General features: G+C 67.7%; 18 protein-coding genes and 1 pseudogene. 6 read left to right on the top strand and 13 right to left on the bottom strand.

Translation table 11 applies throughout. The features are described 5' to 3' along the window. Positions 1–528 (bottom strand): annotated as a pseudogene (locus tag AC5JJ2_RS12380) (hypothetical protein); the annotation flags it as partial. A gap of 122 nt (positions 529–650) precedes the next feature. On the opposite strand from AC5JJ2_RS12380, the gene AC5JJ2_RS12375 reads away from it, so the two are divergent. Together AC5JJ2_RS12375 and AC5JJ2_RS12370 are read left to right on the top strand one after the other, a co-directional pair. Next, a complete protein-coding gene (locus tag AC5JJ2_RS12375; RefSeq protein ID WP_495858297.1) occupies positions 651–2,030 on the top strand; it encodes an ARPP-1 family domain-containing protein in 1,380 nt (459 codons plus the stop codon). Next, on the top strand, positions 2,027–2,632 hold the full coding sequence (locus AC5JJ2_RS12370; protein ID WP_495858296.1) for an isochorismatase family protein: 606 nt from the start codon (positions 2,027–2,029) through the stop codon (positions 2,630–2,632). Before AC5JJ2_RS12375 ends, AC5JJ2_RS12370 begins: the two co-directional genes overlap by 4 nt. An 85-nt stretch (positions 2,633–2,717) precedes the next feature. Here AC5JJ2_RS12370 and AC5JJ2_RS12365 read toward each other — a convergent pair whose 3' ends face one another. Then, complete coding sequence (locus AC5JJ2_RS12365) at positions 2,718–3,164, bottom strand: NUDIX domain-containing protein (protein WP_495858295.1); 447 nt, start codon at positions 3,162–3,164, stop codon at positions 2,718–2,720. A gap of 170 nt (positions 3,165–3,334) precedes the next feature. Between AC5JJ2_RS12365 and AC5JJ2_RS12360 the strand changes: the two genes are divergently transcribed. Continuing rightward, entirely contained in the window at positions 3,335–4,075 is a 741-nt protein-coding gene (locus AC5JJ2_RS12360) for a GNAT family N-acetyltransferase (protein WP_495858294.1), read from the top strand. A gap of 118 nt (positions 4,076–4,193) precedes the next feature. Here the strand turns inward: AC5JJ2_RS12360 and AC5JJ2_RS12355 are convergent, their stop codons facing one another. Beyond that, the gene (locus AC5JJ2_RS12355) at positions 4,194–4,634 is read right to left on the bottom strand and encodes a hypothetical protein (protein ID WP_495858293.1); all 441 of its coding nucleotides are present in this window, start codon (positions 4,632–4,634) and stop codon (positions 4,194–4,196) included. Between the two features lie 186 nt (positions 4,635–4,820). Between AC5JJ2_RS12355 and AC5JJ2_RS12350 the strand changes: the two genes are divergently transcribed. From AC5JJ2_RS12350 to rpsG, 3 genes are all read left to right on the top strand, one after another. Then, a complete protein-coding gene (locus tag AC5JJ2_RS12350; RefSeq protein WP_495858292.1) occupies positions 4,821–5,954 on the top strand; it encodes an Lpg1974 family pore-forming outer membrane protein in 1,134 nt (377 codons plus the stop codon). A 150-nt stretch (positions 5,955–6,104) separates the two neighbouring features. Beyond that, the gene (rpsL, locus tag AC5JJ2_RS12345) at positions 6,105–6,479 is read left to right on the top strand and encodes a 30S ribosomal protein S12 (protein ID WP_495858291.1); all 375 of its coding nucleotides are present in this window, start codon (positions 6,105–6,107) and stop codon (positions 6,477–6,479) included. 33 nt (positions 6,480–6,512) lie between these two features. Beyond that, entirely contained in the window at positions 6,513–6,989 is a 477-nt protein-coding gene (gene rpsG / locus AC5JJ2_RS12340; RefSeq protein ID WP_495858290.1) for a 30S ribosomal protein S7, read from the top strand. A gap of 61 nt (positions 6,990–7,050) precedes the next feature. On the opposite strand, the gene AC5JJ2_RS12335 is transcribed toward rpsG, so the two are convergent. From AC5JJ2_RS12335 to AC5JJ2_RS12290, 10 genes are all read right to left on the bottom strand, one after another. Further along, positions 7,051–7,383, bottom strand: a complete 333-nt coding sequence (locus tag AC5JJ2_RS12335; protein ID WP_495858289.1) for an FmdB family zinc ribbon protein — start codon at positions 7,381–7,383, stop codon at positions 7,051–7,053. A 6-nt stretch (positions 7,384–7,389) separates the two neighbouring features. Further along, positions 7,390–7,908: a nucleotide exchange factor GrpE gene (locus AC5JJ2_RS12330; protein WP_495858288.1), complete on the bottom strand. Its 519-nt coding sequence runs from the start codon at positions 7,906–7,908 to the stop codon at positions 7,390–7,392. 144 nt (positions 7,909–8,052) lie between these two features. Then, positions 8,053–9,180: a molecular chaperone DnaJ gene (gene dnaJ / locus AC5JJ2_RS12325; RefSeq protein WP_495858287.1), complete on the bottom strand. Its 1,128-nt coding sequence runs from the start codon at positions 9,178–9,180 to the stop codon at positions 8,053–8,055. 299 nt (positions 9,181–9,479) lie between these two features. Beyond that, on the bottom strand, positions 9,480–9,701 hold the full coding sequence (locus AC5JJ2_RS12320) for a tautomerase family protein (protein ID WP_495858286.1): 222 nt from the start codon (positions 9,699–9,701) through the stop codon (positions 9,480–9,482). 84 nt (positions 9,702–9,785) lie between these two features. Then, positions 9,786–11,420, bottom strand: coding sequence for a chaperonin GroEL (gene groL / locus AC5JJ2_RS12315; RefSeq protein ID WP_495858285.1), 1,635 nt, complete (start codon positions 11,418–11,420; stop codon positions 9,786–9,788). 155 nt (positions 11,421–11,575) lie between these two features. After that, positions 11,576–11,887, bottom strand: coding sequence for a co-chaperone GroES (gene groES, locus AC5JJ2_RS12310; RefSeq protein ID WP_495858284.1), 312 nt, complete (start codon positions 11,885–11,887; stop codon positions 11,576–11,578). Between the two features lie 47 nt (positions 11,888–11,934). Further along, positions 11,935–12,690, bottom strand: coding sequence for a hypothetical protein (locus AC5JJ2_RS12305; RefSeq protein WP_495858283.1), 756 nt, complete (start codon positions 12,688–12,690; stop codon positions 11,935–11,937). Positions 12,691–12,835: 145 nt separating this feature from the next. Beyond that, positions 12,836–14,527, bottom strand: coding sequence for a chaperonin GroEL (groL, locus tag AC5JJ2_RS12300; RefSeq protein WP_495858282.1), 1,692 nt, complete (start codon positions 14,525–14,527; stop codon positions 12,836–12,838). A 289-nt stretch (positions 14,528–14,816) separates the two neighbouring features. Then, on the bottom strand, positions 14,817–16,928 hold the full coding sequence (locus AC5JJ2_RS12295; RefSeq protein WP_495858281.1) for a serine/threonine-protein kinase: 2,112 nt from the start codon (positions 16,926–16,928) through the stop codon (positions 14,817–14,819). 312 nt (positions 16,929–17,240) lie between these two features. Continuing rightward, complete coding sequence (locus AC5JJ2_RS12290; RefSeq protein WP_495858280.1) at positions 17,241–19,451, bottom strand: DUF6797 domain-containing protein; 2,211 nt, start codon at positions 19,449–19,451, stop codon at positions 17,241–17,243. Positions 19,452–19,453: the final 2 nt, after the last annotated feature.

Here is a 19,453-nt window from a genome sequence, read left to right as displayed (position 1 = left end):
CCCGGCGTCCTGCAGCGCGTCCGCCAGGATCGGCAGCCGGTCGAACGCCCGGTCGTCGTAAATGGCGCGCGCGAGGTCGACGGCCGTGGAACTGCGCCACGTGGGGTCGAACGCGACCGGGCGGAACGGGTTGCCGAAGATGTCGCGAAAGATGTGAGCTTGCCAGAGTAACGCCGCAGGCTTCCGCGCCACGGCATACGACACGGCTGTTCGATATCCCTGATCCGGTTCCATCAGCCACTTCACCACGCCCTGGATTTTCACTTGGTTCATCGGCCCGCCTCGAAGGTGAAACGTGTGGGCCATTTGATTCCTCGCCGCCCTCCATTCCTCCTCCGTGCCGTCCCCACCGAAGTACCGCTCGGCCGTTGCAAGCGCATGCCGAAACGCCGTGTTGAGAATGTTGGACTCTTGCCGCCGACATTCCGCACACACGAAGAGGGAAAGTTTCCTTCTGTGATGCTCCGCGTTCAGGTGGTGAAGCATCGGTCGAGGGTCAGTCGCCGCCATCCACTCTTCTTCCGTCATCCCCGCGCCCTCCCCGTTGTCCCGATGATACACGTAACGGCCGCCCAACGCCGCGCCCCCGGCGGCCGTTCGGTCTGGTAGACTGGTCTCGCCGACCCCCATCTCGACAAGGAGGCGTTCGCATGTCCCCGAAAGCGTCGGTCCTCGTCCTCGTCGCCGGCCTCGCGGCCCTGTGGTTGCTGCCCGGCACGCCCAAGCCCCCGCCCGCCGAGCCGCACCTGTCCAGCGGCCACACGCACGACAACCTCACCGTGTTCGTCCTCCGTGGGCCGGACGTGCTGCCGGACGCCAACATCCTCACCCTCCAGGAGGCCCTCGACCGCAACCTCGCCGTCGTCCACGAGACCGGCAGCGTCAACCTCCTCGAAGTCGAGAACCTGTCGGCCGACCATCAGGTGTTCCTCCAGTCCGGCGACATCGTCAAGGGCGGCAAGCAGGACCGGATCGTGTCGAAGGACCTGCTCGTGGCCGCGAAGTCCGGCCGCGTGCCGTGCCCGGCCAACTGCTGCGAGCAGAGCCGGTGGCAGCCCCGCGGGAAGGAGGCGGCCGGGAACTTCGAGAAGTCCACCGACTTCGCCGTCGGCAACCCCATCAAGATCGCGAACCAGGCCGGTTCGCAGGGCGGCGTCTGGAAGGAGGTGGCGAACACGCAGGCGGTGCTGTCGCAGACGCTCGGCAAGCCGGTGACGGCGAACGCGTCGCCGACGAGCCTGCAACTGGCGCTGGAGGACGCGGACCTGCGGGCGAAGGTGGCCGGGTACGAGCGGTCGCTCGGCGGGCTGGCGACGGCGTACCCGGACGCCGTCGGCGTGGTGGTGGCGGTGAACGGGCAGGTGATCGCGTCCGACGTGTACGGGTCGAGGGCGCTGTTCCGCAAGGCGTGGCCGAAGCTGCTGCGGTCGGCGGCCGTGGACGCGGTGGCGCAGACGCCGCCGGCGGCCGTCGCCGCCGCGACGCGGGAGGACGCGGAGGCGTTCCTGGCGAAGCGGGAGGAAAGCGAGGTTGTGGCGAATGATGTTGCGATCACCGAAGATCGGGAGATCGGCCAGTTCTGGCGTCGTTTTTGGGCAAACGACAATCCTGGAGAACCGGTAGCGATTACCGGCGGTATCGATTCCCCCGAGCCAACCCGCGTTCAACGCCAAGAAAACCTAGCCGGTCGCTCAGGCGAGACGCGGGAAGTATCGAACAACTCCGGCGGTGGCACGGCGGACGTGATCGGGGAGGTTCAACAACTCGTCGAGAGCCCGCGAGAACTCGCTAAGGTCGGGATGCCACCGCCGAACCTAAACCCGACGAACCCGACGCCGAACGCCGGCCCGCAGAATTTGCTTCGGCCATTCGTTGATAATACCATGCAGTCCTATCAACTCGGCCTCCGCGTCGATCTACCCGTGGGCCAGACGGTCGGCACGCCACCTTCCCCCGGCGTCGTCACGTTCGAGTCGCGGGCGGGGGCGCAGGGGAACGCCCTCGTCCACCGCGGGAAGCTCAAGAAATGACGCCCGACCCGCGGACGACGGCGCTGCTCGTCGTGGACGCGCAGCGCGGGTTCACCGACCTCTGCCCGGCCGAGCTGCCCGTGCCCGGCGGGGCGGCCATCGTCCCGGCCGTGAACGCGCTGCTCGCCCTGCCGTTCGCCCGCATCGACGCGACGCAGGACTGGCACCCGCCGGACCACCGCTCGTTCCGGGGGCAACGCGACGACCTCTACCCGCCGCACTGCGTCCGCGGCACGCCGGGGGCGGACTTCCTGCCGGGGCTGGACGCGCACCGCTTCTCCGCGGTCTGGCGGAAGGGGTACGACCGCGACTTCGAGGCGTACGCGGTGACGGCCCAGCACCCGGCGTTCGCGAAGTTTTTGTGGGCGAGCGGCGTGCGAACCGTCGTGGTGTGCGGCATCGCGACGAACATCTGCTGCTTCTTCGCGGCCCGCGACCTGCGGGCGGCCGGGTTCGACGTGTGGATGGCCGAAGACGCCTCCGCCGGCATCGACGTGCCGGCCGCGGGGCTGTTCCAGGAGCGGGCGAAGGCCGAGGGGATCGCGATGGGGTTGCGGTACGTGACGGTGGACGAAATCCAAAAAGCAATGGCCCGCAGATGACGCGGACTTCGGCGCAGATGAAGAGGATCAAAACCAAGACTTGATTTTGGTCTTATCCGGTTTTTTATCTGCGCCGAAGTCCGCGTCATCTGCGGGCCATTCTTTGTTTCGCACGCTCCAGAATCATCGCGTGGTCGAACGCCAGCTCCGGCAGCTTCCCTATCGCGAACCACCGCGCGTCGCTCGCGTCATCTCCCGCCGTCGCCTTCATCGCATCCACCCGCGCCAGGAACACGACGCTCACCGTCCACCCCCGCGGGTCGCGGCCGGGGTCGCCGGACGTGTAGAGCTGCTCCAGATCGTTGATTCTCAAACCCGTCTCTTCCTGCAACTCTCGTTTCGCAGCGTCGGCCAACCGTTCGTTCTCCTCGACAAAACCGCCGGGCAAGGCCCACCGCCCCTTAAAAGGGTCGCCCGCACGTTGGATCAAGAGAACGCGGGGGGTGTCCTCGCGGGTCGCGAGGACCACGTCCACGGTCAAGGCCGGCCGCGGGAATTCGTAACTGAACTTCTGCGCACGCTTCGCGGGCATCGTAACCTCGTGGGCCGTCAGGGAGTGGGAGCCGGTTTCACCCCGCCTTCACACGACGTTACCGCCTTTTCCGGGCGTCGGGAAGCGAAAGAAATGCGAACCCCCCGATAGAATTGGCCGTCCGAACAAGCCAGAACTCACGTCGGAATCATCACGAACATGGTGGATATATGTGCCCCCAGAAGGTTCTCTGTTGGGAACCGACGGACCTCGGTTCGCCGGTGCTGACGGCCGCGCAGAAGCTCTACGAGAACACGATCGACGCCGACGAGCGCATCCCGTGGATGTGGATCGAGCGGGCCGTCGGTGAACGGGCGTTCCGGCGGCCGACCGGGTGGATGAAACATCTCATCCTCGCGTCGGACGCCGCGGACATCGACGACCCGGCCGGGCTGTTGGGGTACGCCTACGGCGCGTTCATCCCCGGCTTCGGCGGCTACCTGTGTTACGTCGGCGTGTCGGAAAAGGCCCGGCAGCGGGGCGTCGGGTCGCGGTTGTTCGAGTCGGTGTTCAAGACGTTCGCCGCCGACGCGGCCTACGCCGGCGAGCCGTTGCCGTTCGTGCTGTGGGAGAGCTACCGGCCGACGGCCGACGAGCCGGCCGCGATCTGGGACGCCCGCGTGCGCCTCTTCGACCGCGTCGGCGGGCTGTGGGTGGACGGGCTGGAGTTGGTCACGCCGGACTACGGGGACGAGTCGCCGACGGCGGCCGTGCCGCTGCAACTGTTCGTGAAGCCGGTGGACGAGCCGGCGGCGGGCTTCACGTCGGACCGGCTGACGGGGATCGCGAAGGAGTTGATGGAGAAGGTGTACCACGAGAAGCCGGGCGACTACTTCCACGACGCGACGTTCGCCGGGCTGCCGGTCCCGCGGCTGCGGCCGGCGCGGCAGTCGGCGCGGGTGGCGGTGTAGACCCGACTTCCGAAGTCCGGCTTCGACTTCGGAAGTCGATGCGGAAGAGGGGCATCCGCGAACACGGCGAAGGCGCTGGTGCCGTTCGACTTCCGAAGTCGAAGCCGGACTTCGGAAGTCAGGCTTCAAACTCCAGCGGCTTCACGTCCGGGTCCACCCACGTCGTCCGCGCCCGCTCGGACTCCAGCAACTCCTGCGAGTAGTACGTCCGCACCCACGCCATGTCGAGCGCCGCCGCGATCGCGTCGATCAGCTCCGCCGCGTTCCGGCCCTCCGCGCGGCGCACCCAGTCGTTCACCGCGCGCATGAACAGGAGCGTGATCGTCTCGTGGTAGCCGTCCGGCGGGCCGCCGCTGGCCGCGTTGTACCGCGGGATGCTCCGCTTCGCCCGGCTCACCGCCTCCTCATACGGGAAGCCCCGCAGGTACGCCACCGCCACGGCGATGTGCGCCCGGTGCGTCCACCGCTCGTAGGGCCACCGGCACTGCTCGAACTGCTCCACCAGCTCCGCGATTTCCGCGTCACTCTTGAACGGCACGTCGATCTTGACCCGCGACATGTGGTTCCCCCGGCGGCGTAAGTTCCCCAGTGTGGGACGGTGGGAACCTGGGGCGGGTTCGGGGCCGCACGAAAATCGAAAATCGGACCGCGGCGGCGAGAAAATCGCCTTGTCACGGTTTCGGCCCGACGTTATCAGCCGCGAAACAGTGTCGCCCACGGTAGGCGGTCGAGCGGGGGGTATCCGATGGCGTCGGTCATTCGGCGGTTCTTGGCCGCGTGCGCAGTCACGGGCGTCTGCGCCTCGGCCGGCTTCGGGCAAGCGCCGGTCGTGAAGCTCGGCGCGGACACGATCACCCCGCCGCCGCTGGTCGGCGCGGCCGCCTCGGAAGAGGCCGGGGTCAAGGACCTGACGCCGGGCATCATGCCGGGGCTGTTCGACCCGCTGCACAACGAGGGGCACGCGGCCGGGCACGGCGGCGGCGGCCACGGCGAGGCCCACGGGCACGACGGCCCCGGCTTCTACGGCACGGCCGAGTACCTGCTGCTCCGGCCCCGCCGCGGCGCGTTCGACTTCGCCCTCGTCGATCCGAACAAGGACCTGATCCCCGGCGGCAACCTCGAAAGCCTGAACTACGAGCAGCGGAGCGGCGTCCGCGCCGGCGTCGGCTACCGGTTCAGCGACTCCGCGTGGGCGGCCGGGTTCACGTACACGTTCCTCCGCAGCGGGGCCGACCGCACGCTGAATTCGACGCCGACGGGCGTGATCTACCCGACGCTCACCCGCCCCGGCCTGATCGACAACGCGGGCTTCGCCCAGGCGACGGCGAGCCTCGAGTACAACGTCTTCGACCTGGAAGTCGGTCGGCAGATCCACGCGGACGAGCGGCTGAACATGCGGCTGTACGCCGGCCTGCGGTTCGCCACCATCCGGCAGGACTTCGACGTGCTGTACGACCTGCGGGACGCGAACCTGGCGCGGGTGCGGACGAAGTCGAACTTCGACGGGTTCGGCCCGCTGCTCGGCGGCGAGGGGAGCCTGAAGACGTTCGGCGGGTTCCACATCTTCGGCCGGGCGCAGGCGAGCCTGCTGACGGGGAACATCACGAACCCGTACGCGGAGACGCAGAACGACGGCGGCACGCTGTTCGCGACGGTGGACTACCGGACGCGGCGGGTGATCCCGGTGATGGGCGCGGGCGTGGGCGTCGGCTGGGAGAACCGCGGCGTGGCCCTCCGCGTCGGGTACGAGATGACGAACTGGTTCAACCTGATCGACCAAATCCGGTTCACGAACGACCTCGCCGAGGGGAAGCTGGTCACCCGCCCCGGCGACCTGTCGCTGGAAGGGTTGTTCGTGCAACTGGCGATCCAGTATTGATCGACCGGGAACCGCAACACACGACGGGCGGGGGAGGAAACTCCCCCGCCCGTTCGCGTTCCGTGAAAATTCCGCGCGCCCGGCTTGTCGGGGCGTAGGGAGTTCGTTGAATAGCTCTTCCGACTGGAAAAGGTCGCGACCGAGGAACGTATGCCGACGATCAACCAACTGACGAAGAAGCCGCGGCAGCCGCAGCGGTCGAAGCCGCGGCACCCGGCCATGCAGGGCTGCCCGCAGAAGCGGGGCGTCTGCACCGTCGTGAAGACGATGACCCCGAAGAAGCCGAACTCGGCCCTGCGGAAGGTGGCCCGCGTCCGCCTCAGCACCGGGGTGGAAGTGACGGCGTACATCGGCGGCGAGGGCCACAACCTGCAGGAGCACTCGATCGTGCTCGTCCGCGGCGGCCGCGTCCGCGACCTGCCCGGCGTGCGGTACCACATCGTCCGCGGCGTGCTCGACTGCCAGGGCGTCCAGGACCGGAAGCAAGCCCGGTCGAAGTACGGCGCGAAGGCCGAAGGCAAGTAACCGAACACCCGAACGACTTAAGGATTCCCGACGATGGCCAGCAAGAGCCGCACGGCGAGCTACGACAAGTTGATGCCGGACACCCGGTACGGCTCGCTGTTGCTCAGCAAGTTCATCAACTGCCTGATGTACGACGGCAAGAAGGCGACCGCCACGCGGGTCGTGTACGACGCCCTCGATCAGATCAAGAAGCGGATGCCGGACGTGCCGCCGGTCGAGGTGTTCACCCAGGCGCTGAACAACATCAAGCCGACGCTGGAAGTCCGCAGCCGCCGGGTCGGCGGGGCGAACTACCAGGTGCCGATGCAGGTGAAGGCGAAGCGGCAAGAATCGCTGGCGATCCGGTGGCTCCTCGCCGCGATCCGGGCGAAGGCCGGCCGGCCGACGCACCAGCGGCTGGCGGACGAACTTATGGCCGCGTACCGCCGCGAGGGCGAGGCGATGGCCAAGCGCGAACAAACGATCAAGATGGCCGAGGCGAACAAGGCGTTCAGCCACTTCGCGTGGTAACGCTCTCGGCAAGAAACACCAACGGGCGGCGGTTCGCGAGGACCGCCGCCCGTTTCCGTTGTCACTTCTTTTTCTTCGCCGGCTTCGATTCCGGTTTCGGTTCGGCCTTCGGTTCCGGCTTCGCCTCGGCCTTGGTCTCCGTCGTCGTCTCGGCCTTCGCCTCCGGCTTCGCGGCCTCCGTGTCCTTCTTCGCCGCTTCCTTGTAGCTGTCCTTGCGGTAGTCCGTCTCGTAGAACCCGGACCCCTTGAAGATCAGCGCCGCCCCGCCGCTGATGAGCCGCCGGAGCTTCTTCTTCTTGCACGCCGGGCACTTCGTCAGTTCCGGATCGTGGAACGACTGCCACTCCTCGAACGTGTGGCCGCATGCGTCGCACTGGTAGTCATACGTGGGCATCGCCGATTATCCCTCCGCCGCGACGATGACGCTCGCCGGTCGCAGCACGCGGTCGTGAATGAGGAAGCCGTTCTGTAGCACCTGCACCACCGCCCCCGGCGGCACGTCCGCCGACGGCTGCTGCATCACCGCTTGGTGCTGGTTCGGGTCGAACGGCGCGCCGGGTTCGATCTCGATCCGGGTGACGCCGTGCCGCTTGAGCACGTCCAGGAACAGGCTGATGGTCGCCTGCACGCCCTTCGCCAGCGGCCCCTCGTCGCCGGCCTTCCGCGCCTCGGCGACGGCGCGATCCAAGTTATCAATCGCGGCCAGTGTGTCCCGCGCCAGCGGCTCGTGGGCGAACTTCCGCTGCCGCTCGGCGTCCTGGATCAGCCGCTTCCGCGAGTTGTCGAAGTCGGCGATCAGCGACTTGTAGTCCGCGATCTGCCGCTGCGCCTTGTCCAAGTCGGCCTGCACCGCCGCGACATCGACGAGCGGAACGTCGTCGAGCGGGATGCCGTTTACGTCGGTATCTTGTTCATTCATGGTGAGGTTCTCAAGTTCAAGACGGCCCGCAGATGACGCAGACTTCGACGCAGATGAAAACCGGATAAGAAGAAATCATCGTCTTGGTTTTGATCCTCTTCATCTGCGTCGAAGTCTGCGTCATCTGCGGGCCATTCTTCTTTTTCACTCGGGCGTCAGCCAGTCCTTCAACTTGCTGAAGAAGCTCTTCTTCGGCGGCGTCGCGGCGTGGACCTTCTCCTGCACCGCGAGCTGCTTGAACAGTGCCTCCATCTCCGGCGTCAGTTGTTGCGGCGTGTCCACGACGACTTGGATCAAGAGGTCGCCCCGCTTCTTCGGGCTGCGGACGTGCGGCATCCCGTGGCCGACGATGCGGATGACCTCGTGCGTTTGCAGGCCCCGCGGCAGGTGGTGCTGCACCTTCTCGCCGGTGAGGGTGGTGATCTCGATCGGCCCGCCGAGCGCCGCCTGGCTGAACGTGATCGGCCACTGGCAGATCAGGTTGTGCCCGTCCCGCTGGAAGAACCGGTGCTCCTTCACGCGGACGACGAGTTCGAGGTCGCCCCGCCGCGCGCCGGGGTCGCCGGCGTCGCCCTGGCCCTGGATGCGGATGCGGTTGCCGGAATCGACGCCGGGCGGGATGTCGATGTCGATGTTCTTGCGGTTCGCGACCCGGCCGCTGCCGCGACAGCTGCCGCACGGGTCCGGGTTGATGAGGCCGCGGCCGCCGCAAGCGTTGCACGGCGTTTGCACCTGGAAGATGCCCTGCCGCTGGACGGTGACGCCCTGCCCGCCGCACCGCTTGCACGGCTGCGGCTGCGTCCCCGGCTTCGCCCCGCTGCCGTTGCACGTGGCGCAGAAGTCCTCGTTCTGGAGCGCGATCGTCCGCTTCACGCCGGTGACGGCTTCTTTCAGGTCGATGTCGATGACGGCCTGGATGTCGCGGCCCGGCTGCGGCCCGGCGGTGCGTTGTCGGCGGCCGCCCCCGCCGCCGAAAAAGTTGCTGAAGATGTCGCCGAAGACCTCGGACAGGTCGATGTTGCCGCCGGCGAACCCGCCGGCCTGGGCGTTCAGCCCCTCGTGCCCGTGGCGGTCGTAGATGCCGCGCTTCTCGGGGTTGGACAGGACCTCGAAGGCTTCTTGCGCCTCCTTGAACTTCTCGGTCGCCTCGGCGTCGCCGCCGTTGCGGTCCGGGTGGTACTGCATGGCCAGCTTGCGGAACGACTTCTTCACGTCGTCGCCGGAGGCGTCCTTCGTGACGCCGAGGACTTCGTAGTAATCGCGCTTGGCCATGTGTGAACTCTTCTCGCCGTTCGACCGCATCCAACCCGGTTCGACAACCCTGCCCCGCGGCCGGTTTTCAGGCTGAAAGCCTGGAACATGTCAGCCCAGGGCAACGCCCTGGGTACGAGTTCCACCCGTTGCATAAGCCCTGAAAGGGCGGAAGAGTGTTCCGCCCTTTCAGGGCTTGGTCCGGAGGACTGGTCTACCCAGGGCGTTGCCCTGGGCTGACATGTTGCGCCCCTTCGGGGCAAAAACCCCTGTGGTGTGGGGCCGTCCATCGGCACGCTCCGACGGACAATCCCACCATTCTAACCGCCCGGCCGTCCCTCGGACTGTTGCCGCCGGTATTCCGGCGTCAGCACCCCGGCGAAGCCCCAGTTCTCCGGGTCGATCTCGTCGATAACGATGTGCGTGTGCTCCGGCCGCTTGCCGAGGACGCGCCGCAACGTCTCCGTAATCTCCGCGACGATCCGCGCCTTCTGCTCGGCCGTCACCCCGTCGCGAGTGATCTTCACGTTTACGTAGGGCATCGCCGCCCCCCATCCGTGCCAGCGAAAAAGGGCCAGAGGCCACGGCTGACCTCTGACCCCTGATTCCTGACCCCTGACCCCTGCTTAAGCGATCGCCCCGGCGATCTTCGAGTCCTTGTCGTCCTCGTCGATCTTCGTGACCATCACTTCCGTCGTCAGCATCAGCCCGGCGATGCTCGCCGCGTTCGTCAGGGCCGCCTTCGTCACCACCAGCGGGTCGATGATCCCGGCCTTGAACATGTCCACGTACTCGCCGTCGTTGGCGTTGTACCCGATGTTCGCCGACTTCTCGCCGCGGGTCAGCACCTCGTCGGCGACGACGGCCGCGTCCACGCCGCAGTTCTCCGCGATCGTGCGGATCGGCTTCGCCAGCGCGCGGGCCACGATCTCCGCCCCGGCCTTCTCGTCGCCCTTCAGCTTGTCGGCCAGCTTCTCGACCTCCGGCACGCACCGCAGGAGGGCCACGCCGCCGCCGGCGACGATGCCTTCCGCCACGGCCGCGCGGGTCGCGTGCAGGGCGTCTTCCACCAGGTCCTTCTGCTGCTTCATCTCGGCTTCCGTCGCCGCCCCGACGCGGATGATCGCCACCCCGCCGACCATCTTCGCCAGCCGCTCGCTGAACTTCTCCTTGTCGTAGCTGCTGGTCGTCTGGTCCATCTGCGTGCGGATCATCTGCACCCGGTCCAGGATCGCCTTCTCGCGGGCGTCGTCCGGGTTCACGATGATCGTCGTGTTCTCCTTGTCCACCACGACGCGGTCGGCGGAGCCGAGTTGCTCCAGCTCGATGTTCTCGAGCTTGATGCCGAGGTCCTCGCTGATGAACTCGCCGCCGGTGAGGACGGCGATGTCGCCGAGCATGGCCTTGCGGCGGTCGCCGAACCCGGGGGCCTTCACGGCGCACACGTCGATCAGCCCGCGGAGCTTGTTGACGACGAGCATGGCGAGCGCCTCGCTCTCCACGTCTTCCGCGATGATGAGCAGCGGCTTGCGGGCCTGCGCCGCCTTCTCCAAGAGCGGCAGGAACTCGCGGACGTTCGACAGCTTCTTCTCGTAGATGAGGATGATCGGGCTTTCGGCCTCCCACTTCAGGTCGGCGTTGCCGGCCGCGAAGTACGGGCTGATGTACCCCTTGTCGAACTGCATACCCTCAAGATATTCGACCTGCGTTTCGCTCGTCTTGCCTTCCTCGATGGTGATGACGCCGTCCTGCCCGACCTTGCTCATGGCCTCGGCCATCAGCTTGCCGACGGTCGGGTTGTTGTTCGCCGAGATCGTGGCGACCTGCTCCATCTCTTCCGGCTTCGACAGCTTCTTGACGAGCGACCCTTCCAGCACCTCGACGGCCTTCGCGACGGCCTTGTCGATGCCCCGCTTGACGGCCATCGGGTTCGCCCCGACGCCGACGGTCCGCAGCCCTTCCTGGTAGATGGAGAGGGCGAGGACGGTGGCGGTCGTCGTGCCGTCGCCGGCCACGTCGTTCGCCTTCTGGGCGACGGCGTTGACGAGCTTCGCGCCCATGTTCTCGAACGGGTCGGGGAGTTCGATCTCCTTCGACACGGACACCCCGTCCTTGGTGACCGTGGGGCCGCCGAACGACTTGTCGATGATGACGTTTCGGCCGGTCGGCCCGAGGGTGACGCCGACGGCCTTCGCCAGCTTGTCGGCCCCCGCGAGCAGCTTCTTACGGGCGTCGTCGGTGTACAGGAGCTGTTTCGCCATGTGAGTCTCCGGATTTTTCACCGCAGAGAACGCGGAGGGCGCAGAGAGAAAGAAAGAGAAAACCAGATCATGTTCTCAAATCAGAATCTTCCCTCTGTTTTTCTCTCTGCGTTCTTTGCGGCCTCTGCGGTGAAATCTGTATTTGGGTTTTGGTGTTACTTGGTGACTTTCGCGAGCAGGTCGCTCTCGCGGAGGATTTTGATCTCCTTGCCGCCGACTTCCACGTCGCTGCCGCTGTACTTGCCGTACAGGACGGTGTCGCCGACCTTCACGGCCATCGCCAGCCGCTGGCCGTTCTCGCTGAGCTTGCCGGGGCCGGCGGCGACCACCTTGCCCTGCTGCGGCTTCTGCTTGGCCGTGTCCGGCAGCAGGATGCCGCCGGCCGTCTTCTCTTCCGCCTCCTGCGGCTCGACCACGATCCGGTCGTCCAGCGGCCGCAGCGTCGCGGCCTTGTCGCCCTTCGCCATGTCACAAGCTCCCGTGTTGAAAACGATGGTCTCGAATCACTTCGGCGTCACGTGTTCGTGCAGGCCGTCCGGTATTCCAGGTGCCAGATTTCCTTGCCCGTGTTGTACGAGTCGAAGCAGAAGTTCATGGCGTACTTGTTGAGCCACACCCCGGCCGCGCTCTTCAGGGCGTCAGTGTTCAGTGCCGTGTTCGCCCCCAGTTGCACCTCCCGCCCGCCGGACAGGATGGTGAAGTCCAGGTCGAACACGAACCCGGTCGCGTGCGGGTTCGACCCCCGCGGGGCGTAGGCGTTGTCCACAATGTCGAACAGCTGCCGCATCAACTCCGGCGTCCAGCCGGGGGCCTGGGCGACGCGGTTGCGGAACGCCGTCCGCCGCGGGTCGCCCTGCCGGCCGAGCACGCCCTGCGCGTCGGCCTCCAGGTTCGTCGGGAACGTCATCCCCGCGAAGGCCGCCGTGTTCGCGACCGTCCGCTTGATGATCCGCAGGTAGGTCGCCCCCTGCGACGCGTCGTCCGGGCGGTAGCCGCTCTGAACCACCGCCGTCTTGATGCTCCAGTCGTCGATGCTGTCGCCGTAGTCCAACAGCGCCGTCATGAGCAGTTCCGTCGGGTTGACGGCGTCGGGGTGTAGCTTGGCCGAGCCGTTGTTGCCGCGGCCGGCATAGACCACCAGCTTGCTCTCGTCCGCGTACGCCGTGGGCCGGTTGTCCTGGTTGCTGTGCGTCGCCGGCTTCGGGAACACGTAATACTGATGGTCCTTGATCTTCTTCTTCGTCGCCTTGTCCAGTTCCAGTTCGAGCATGGGAGGGGCCTCGGGGGTGGGCGGGCGACGCTCAGGGTATACGGCCGGCCGATGCGACCGGTTTAACCGTCCGTCCCGATTTCCATCGCCGCCCGCAGACCCGAGAGGCCCGAACCGGGGGCGGCCCGTGCCGCCCCGCGGCCGCTTACATCATGCCGCCCATGCCACCCATGCCGCCCATCCCCATGCCGCCCATGCCACCCATCCCGCCGTGGTCGTGGTGGTCGTGGTGGCCGCCGCCGGCCGCCTTCGGCTCCGGGATGTCGGCGATCACGCCCTCGCTGGTCAAGAGCAGGCACGCGACGCTCGCCCCGTTCTGCAGGGCCGACCGCGTCACCTTCACCGGGTCGATGACGCCGGCCTTGCGGAGGTCTTCGTAGTTGTCCGTGTCGGCGTTGTACCCGTAGTTCTTGTCCTTGCCCTTGAGGATGTTGTTGACGATCACCGTGCCGTCCTTGCCGGCGTTCTCCGCGATCAACCGGCACGGCATCTCCAGGGCGCGGAACAGGACCTTCAACCCGGCCGCGTCGTCGCCGTCGAGCTTCACCTTGTCCAGCACCTTGCGGGCTTGCAGCAGGGCCACGCCGCCGCCGGGGACGATCCCCTCTTCGATGGCCGCCTTCGTCGCCGCGTGCGCGTCCTCGTAGAGGGCCTTCCGCTCCTTCATTTCCGTTTCCGTCGCGGCCCCGACCTTCACCTGGGCCACGCCGCCGGCCAGCTTCGCTAGCCGCTCTTGCAGCTTCTCGGTGTCGTACTCGCTGTCCGTCTTCTCCATCTCGGCCCGGATGACGTTGCACCGGCCCTCGACGGCCGCCTTCTTGCCCGCGCCTTCCGTGATGGTCGTGTTCTCGGCGTCGATCTTGACCTTCTTCGCCCGGCCGAGGTCCGTCAGTTGGACGTTCTCGAGCTGGATGCCGAGGTCCTTGAAGATCGCCTTGCCGCCGGTCAGGATGGCGATGTCTTCGAGCATCGCCTTGCGGCGGTCGCCGTAGCCGGGGGCCTTCACGGCGCAGACTTGCAGCACGCCCTTGAGCTTGTTCAGCACGAGCGTCGCGAGGGCTTCGCCCTCGATGTCCTCGGCGATGATGACGAGCGGCGACTTCTGCTGGCTGATCTTTTCGAGCAGCGGGATCAGGTCCTTAACGGCCGTGACCTTCTCCTCGAAGATGAGGATGTACGGGTTCTCGAACTCGCAGGTGACGCTGTCCTGGTTGTTGACGAAGTGCGGCGACAGGAACCCGCGGTCGAACTGCATCCCCTGGACGACGTCCAGTTCGGTGTCGTTCGTCTTGCCTTCCTCGATGGTGATGACGCCGTTCGCGCCGACGAGCTTCATCGCCTCGGCCAGCTTCTTGCCGATCTCCTTGTTGTTGTTCGCGGAGATGGTGGCGACTTCGGTGATCTCCTTCGTGTCCTTCGGGTCGATCTTCTCGGCGAGCTTGCCGAGTTCCTCGACGACCCGCTCGACGCCGGCCTGGACGCCGCGGACGACGGCCATCGGGTCGTTGCCGCCGGCGATGGCCTTCAGCCCCTCGCGGAAGATGAACTCGGCCAGGACGGTCGCGGTCGTGGTGCCGTCGCCGGCCACGTCGCTGGTCTTGCTGGCGGCTTCCTTGACGAGTTGCGCCCCCATGTTCTCGAACGGGTCTTGCAGCTCGATGTCCTCGGCGACGGTGACGCCGTCCTTGGTGACGTTCGGCGCGCCCCAGCCCTTGTCGAGGACGGCGTTGCGGCCCCGCGGCCCGAGCGTGGACCGGACGGCGCGGGCGAGTTTGCTGGCCCCGGCGAGGAGCTTCTGGCGGGCGTCGTCGGCGAAGGCGAGCTGCTTGGCGGCCATCCGGTGATCTCCGTGGGAAGGGTCGAGAGTATCGTGTGCGGTGCGATGAGCAAACGCGATGCCGCCCTGGTGATGTCGGCGCAAGACGTTGATTTCAATCGGATTGAGGCGAATCGTGTGAAGCAGCCGTTCCGCCGAAATGACAGGGTGGCAGAACGGGTGGCAGTCGCCCCCGACTTCCGAAGTCCGGCTTCGACTTCGGAAGTCGAACAGGGCCAGAAGGCATCCGGACGAGTAGGAACGCCCCTGCGCGGGATCGACTTCCGAAGTCGAAGCCGGACTTCGGAAGTCAGGGCCGCACCCACGTCCCGTTCGCGATCTCGCCGTGGTGGTTGTTGCCGGAGTGGTCGGTCAGCTTCGCCCCCTGGCCCTCGTCGAACTTGTACCACGCGACCGTGTCCGCGTCGGCCGCGAACGCAGCGGGCGGGGCGAACCCGTCGGTCTTGTACCGGGCCGCCTTCGACACCCGCAACTCGTGCATCGTGCCGTGGAAGAACCCGCCGGGCACGGCCTTCGTCCCGGAGCCGATCACGGCCGCCGGCCGCGTCGGCGGGAACGAATCGCGGTCGAAGTCCAGGTGGCCGACATCCCGGCCGTCGAGGAACAGTTGATACCGGCCCTTCCCGGCGGCGCGGGCGAACGCGACGGCGGCGACGTGAACCCGCGTCAACGGCGGGACCGCGTGGCCGCTTTCCTCGATCCAGTCGCCCTTGCCGACGTGGAAGCCGACAGCGATGTCCCCGTCCTCGTCGATTCCCAGGCCGCCGCCGGGTTCGCCCAGGAGGCAGAGGTGCCGCTGCTGGCCGCGGACCGGGAAGGTCGTCAGCCACGCCTCGATGGTGACCGGCAGCTTGCCGTCGAACCGCAGCGTCGGGACGCGGACGAACGTGGACCGGCCGTCGAACGCCAGGCCGGGACCGGTCTTCGTCACGACCGGCTCCTCCTCGGTCTTCTTCGGCCGCGGGACCGGCACGAACGGCTTCTCGACCCGCACCCGCACGATCGCCCGGCCGTTCTTCGCCACGCCGAACGCCGCCGGGCTGAGTTTCACGTTCTCCCGCGGCTCGGCCAGCTCGATTGTGTAGTCGTCGCCAGCCGGCAGCGGAATCTCGCGGGTCCGCGTCCGCTCCGCGACCGGCGTGCCGTTCCGCTTCACCGTCACCGCCACGTCGGCGGGCACGTCCGCGGCGAGTTCGACGACGAGCGTGCCCTTCGGCGTCGCGAAGACGCCGAGCGCCGCGGCGACCGCGACGGCCGCGAGCGCCGCGAGGCCGACGGCCGGGAGCACCCACGTCGGCGACGCCTTCCGCGGTTCCGGCCGCTGGACGATTTCCTCCTCCGTCGCGTCGATGTCGGCGAACGGGTCGGCCCCCGGCGGGACGTGCGTGGCCGTCGGCAGCGCCTCGACCGCCGCGGGCGACGCCCGCTTCAGCCGCAGCGCCCGTAGGTCGTCCGCGACGTGCGCCGCCGACTGCGGGCGGTCCGCCGGCTTCTTCGCCAGTAGGCGGTGGATGATTTTCGCCAGCGGCTCCGGAACGGCCGGGTTCACGGTGCGGACCGGCGGCGGGTCGTCGGCGACGACGGCGGCGAGCGTGCCCAGCGACCCGGTGCCGACGAACGGCGGGCGGCCGGTGGCGAGCCGGTAGAGGACGACGCCGAGGCTGAACAGGTCGCTGCGGTGGTCGGCCTTCTCGCCGCGGGCCTGCTCCGGGGCCATGAACGCCGGCGTGCCGACGAGGACGCCGGTGGTCGTCGCGTCGCCGTCCGCGTCCGCGGGGTCGGCCGGCTTCGCGAGGCCGAAGTCGAGGAGCTTCACCCGGCCGTTCGGGGCTTCGAGCCAGACGTTCGCCGGCTTCACGTCCCGGTGGACGAGGCCGGCCGCGTGCGCCGCCGCCAGCCCCAAGGCAATCTCGCGGCCGACGCGGGCGGCGTCCGCCGGGTCGAGCGGCCCCTTGTTCTTGAGGTAGGCGTCGAGGGTCGTGCCGCGGAGCAGCTGCATTGCCATGTACGGGACGCCGTCCCGCTCGTCGGCCTCGTGGATGGTGACGATGTGGTCGTGCGTCAACCGGGCGACGGCGCGGGCTTCCCGGAGGAACCGGTCCCGCGCCTCGGGGACGGCGGCGTACTTCGGCAGCAGCACCTTGAGCGCGACCTTCCGCTTCAGCCGGTCGTCGAACCCGAGGTAGACGACGCCCATGCCGCCGCGGCCGACCTCCTTGACGACGCGGTACGGGCCCAGCGACCCGACCTCGCCGTCTTGCCGCGGCGGGCCGAACGCGGGGGTGGTTTGCAGATCCGCCGGGAGCGGCAGCGGGCCGGCCGTCTCGTAGGGGACGCTGCTGTCTTGCAGCTCCGTCGGGTCGGCCTTCGCCGGGACCTTCGGTTGAGGCTGGTTGGCCATCGCGCGGACCCCAGGGACGTGTCCGGGCATTGTAGGCCGCGGCAGGCCCGTCGAGCGAGGTTGCGCCCGCAACGGCGAGCGTCACGGCGTGAGCGTGACGTGTCTCGGACCGGGCGGCGGCTGAGTGTCAACTCTTGTAGAACCCTGAGCGGAAGCGACGGGGTGTAAAGACTGTCTCCACACCCCGTCGCTTCCGCTCAGGGTTCCACCGTTGCGATTGGGACGATGTGGGTTCTGGGTTTCGAGACACGTCACGCTCACGCCGTGACGCTCGCCGTTGAGAGCGTCCGGCCGCGCCCGACCGGATCGGCCTTACTTCCCCGTCTTGTGGATCGTCAGGAACACGGACCCCGTCACCGCCTTCGTCGTGTCCTTCGACGCGAGGTTGTACCCGAGCTGCATCGACTGCGCCGGCCGTGCGCCGCCCTTCAACTTGACGTGAACCGTGTGTCCGTCCGCCAGTAGCTCCGCCGAGGCGATCGGCACATCATCTTGCCCTTCGACCTTCGGGTCGGACACCTTCCACCGCTTGGAGCCGTACTCGCCGCTCCACCGGTAGCCCCACCAGGCGGCCCGGTAGTTCGCCGGGTCGGAGGCCGCCTTCGCGTCCAGTTCGCGGGAGAACGTCAGCTTCACGCCGTCCGGCACGACCTCCATCTTCACCGGCACGTCGAGCGGCTTGTCCGTCAGCCGCACGCGCTGGAGGCTGCCGTCCGCCTTCGCCGCCGTCTGCCAGCCGTTCAGGCCGACGACGTAGAGCTGCCCGTCCTTCGGGTGGAACCGGCCCGTCCGCGACCCGGACAGGAACCGCACGGGAAGCTCCGCGACCCCGCCCTGAACTGTCGGTTGGGGGGAACCCCCCGCGGGTTCCCCCCCGTCCCCCCTCCTGGTATCCCCGACTTCCTGCCTAAGCAACACGTACAGCTTGCACCGGCCGTAGCTGAAGTGCAGCGGCAGCCCCGCGAGGACGCCCCACCGCTTGTCGTCCGGCGTCCAGATTTGACACCCCGCGGAGTTGTCCACCTCCCGCGGCAGCCAGCAGAGCGGCTCGTCGTACTTCTCCGGCTTCGTCGCGCGGTGGTGCGCCCGCATGTCGCCGTAGAACCCGCCCTGCTTGTACTGGTCGATCCGCGTCGCCGGCATCCAGTTCCCCTCTTGGTCCGCGCCGGTGACGATCCCGGTCGGCGACACGCCGAGGCCGATCGGGTGGCGGAACCCGGTGCAGAAGATTTCGCTCTTCGCCCCGTCCTTGCTGACGCGCATGAGGCAGCCGCCGGTCGGCGTGTCGGTGTCGCCGGTCTTGTGGAAGTAGAAGTTCCCCTGCGGGTCGGTTTCCAGGCTCGTGTCGTAGCTGTGCTCGCCGCCGGAACAGTGCCAGTCGTTGTTGACGCACTCGTAGAAGTCGGCCTCGCCGTCGTTGTTCTCGTCGTGCAGCCGCGTGAGCTGGCCGCGCTCGAGGACGTGGATTTTGCCGTCGATGACCTTCACGCCGAGCGGCTGGTAGAGGCCGGTGGCGAACCGCTGCCAGTGGCACTCGTCCTTCGCCTCGTCGATGCGGACGAGCCACACGTCGCCGTGGGCGGTGGACACGACGACGCGGCCGTCCGGCAGGAAATCGACCGCGGTGCAGAAGAAGAGGGCCTTGAACGGGTTGTCGTGGGGGATGGTCAGCGTGTCGAGGGCGAACGGGCCGTCTGTGCTGCCGCGGACGAGCTTCGTGACGAGCGGCTTGCCCCACCGGAGGCCGCCGGGCTTGAGGAAGTCCTCGGGGAACTCGTGATCGTCCGGGTTGTTTGAAGACGTCACGTTGTTGACGGCGATCGTCGTCGTTCGGTCGTTGCGAGTCATGGTCAGCTCGCGCCCGCCCGACGGGTTCAACTTGAGGTCGTGCTTGTGCGGTTCAATCTGGATGGAACGAACGATGGCGTCTCCGCGGAGCCTCGCCGTCTCGTACACGACCGCGTCGCCGACGGTGTACTTCAACACGACGCGGTCGTTGTGCAGGTAGTAGCCCTTGTACTTCGCCCACTCCTTCGGCAGCGGGGCGGTGTGGCGGAGGACGCCGGCGTCCCACGTGCCGGTCCCGCTCGCCCAGCCGGGGCCGGCCGGCAGCGCGAACGCCATCGTGCCGTTCGGCGTCGGCGTGTTCAAGAGGCCGAACCGCCGCGGGCTGATGTTCACGAACCCGCCGGTCCACCCGGCGACGACCTTCATCGTGTTGCGGTCGAACGCGACGCCGGCCTTGCCGCCGGCGAGCTTGATGACGGTCGCCTTGTAGGCCATGTACTGGTCCTTGCCGACCGGGTAGCGGAAGCTGCAGTTCAGGACCGGGCCGGTGTCCGTGAGCTGGAACCGCTTGTCGTCCCACTCCGGGTCCTTCATCCGCTCGTAAGGCTCGGCCTTGCCGACGGCGGGCCGTGGCGTCCACTCGGTGAGGTCCACCGGCGCGACGATCGGCGGCTTCGGCGGGTCGGCGGCGACGACGGGGAACGACGTGACGAGCAAGGCGAGGAGCGTTCGCATGG

Source organism: Limnoglobus sp., from assembly GCF_059499385.1.
Note: the sequence above shows the minus strand (reverse complement) of the source record. Positions and strands in the feature narration are given on the sequence as shown.

What these genes read in the sequence shown, in the direction of transcription:
- AC5JJ2_RS12375 (WP_495858297.1), top strand. Translation starts at nt 651, where the DNA reads ATGTCCCCGAAAGCGTCGGTCCTCGTCCTCGTCGCCGGCCTCGCGGCC.
- AC5JJ2_RS12370 (WP_495858296.1), top strand. Translation starts at nt 2,027, where the DNA reads ATGACGCCCGACCCGCGGACGACGGCGCTGCTCGTCGTGGACGCGCAG.
- AC5JJ2_RS12365 (WP_495858295.1), bottom strand. Translation starts at nt 3,164, where the DNA reads ATGCCCGCGAAGCGTGCGCAGAAGTTCAGTTACGAATTCCCGCGGCCG.
- AC5JJ2_RS12360 (WP_495858294.1), top strand. Translation starts at nt 3,335, where the DNA reads ATGTGCCCCCAGAAGGTTCTCTGTTGGGAACCGACGGACCTCGGTTCG.
- AC5JJ2_RS12355 (WP_495858293.1), bottom strand. Translation starts at nt 4,634, where the DNA reads ATGTCGCGGGTCAAGATCGACGTGCCGTTCAAGAGTGACGCGGAAATC.
- AC5JJ2_RS12350 (WP_495858292.1), top strand. Translation starts at nt 4,821, where the DNA reads ATGGCGTCGGTCATTCGGCGGTTCTTGGCCGCGTGCGCAGTCACGGGC.
- rpsL (WP_495858291.1), top strand. Translation starts at nt 6,105, where the DNA reads ATGCCGACGATCAACCAACTGACGAAGAAGCCGCGGCAGCCGCAGCGG.
- rpsG (WP_495858290.1), top strand. Translation starts at nt 6,513, where the DNA reads ATGGCCAGCAAGAGCCGCACGGCGAGCTACGACAAGTTGATGCCGGAC.
- AC5JJ2_RS12335 (WP_495858289.1), bottom strand. Translation starts at nt 7,383, where the DNA reads ATGCCCACGTATGACTACCAGTGCGACGCATGCGGCCACACGTTCGAG.
- AC5JJ2_RS12330 (WP_495858288.1), bottom strand. Translation starts at nt 7,908, where the DNA reads ATGAATGAACAAGATACCGACGTAAACGGCATCCCGCTCGACGACGTT.
- dnaJ (WP_495858287.1), bottom strand. Translation starts at nt 9,180, where the DNA reads ATGGCCAAGCGCGATTACTACGAAGTCCTCGGCGTCACGAAGGACGCC.
- AC5JJ2_RS12320 (WP_495858286.1), bottom strand. Translation starts at nt 9,701, where the DNA reads ATGCCCTACGTAAACGTGAAGATCACTCGCGACGGGGTGACGGCCGAG.
- groL (WP_495858285.1), bottom strand. Translation starts at nt 11,420, where the DNA reads ATGGCGAAACAGCTCCTGTACACCGACGACGCCCGTAAGAAGCTGCTC.
- groES (WP_495858284.1), bottom strand. Translation starts at nt 11,887, where the DNA reads ATGGCGAAGGGCGACAAGGCCGCGACGCTGCGGCCGCTGGACGACCGG.
- AC5JJ2_RS12305 (WP_495858283.1), bottom strand. Translation starts at nt 12,690, where the DNA reads ATGCTCGAACTGGAACTGGACAAGGCGACGAAGAAGAAGATCAAGGAC.
- groL (WP_495858282.1), bottom strand. Translation starts at nt 14,527, where the DNA reads ATGGCCGCCAAGCAGCTCGCCTTCGCCGACGACGCCCGCCAGAAGCTC.
- AC5JJ2_RS12295 (WP_495858281.1), bottom strand. Translation starts at nt 16,928, where the DNA reads ATGGCCAACCAGCCTCAACCGAAGGTCCCGGCGAAGGCCGACCCGACG.
- AC5JJ2_RS12290 (WP_495858280.1), bottom strand. Translation starts at nt 19,451, where the DNA reads ATGCGAACGCTCCTCGCCTTGCTCGTCACGTCGTTCCCCGTCGTCGCC.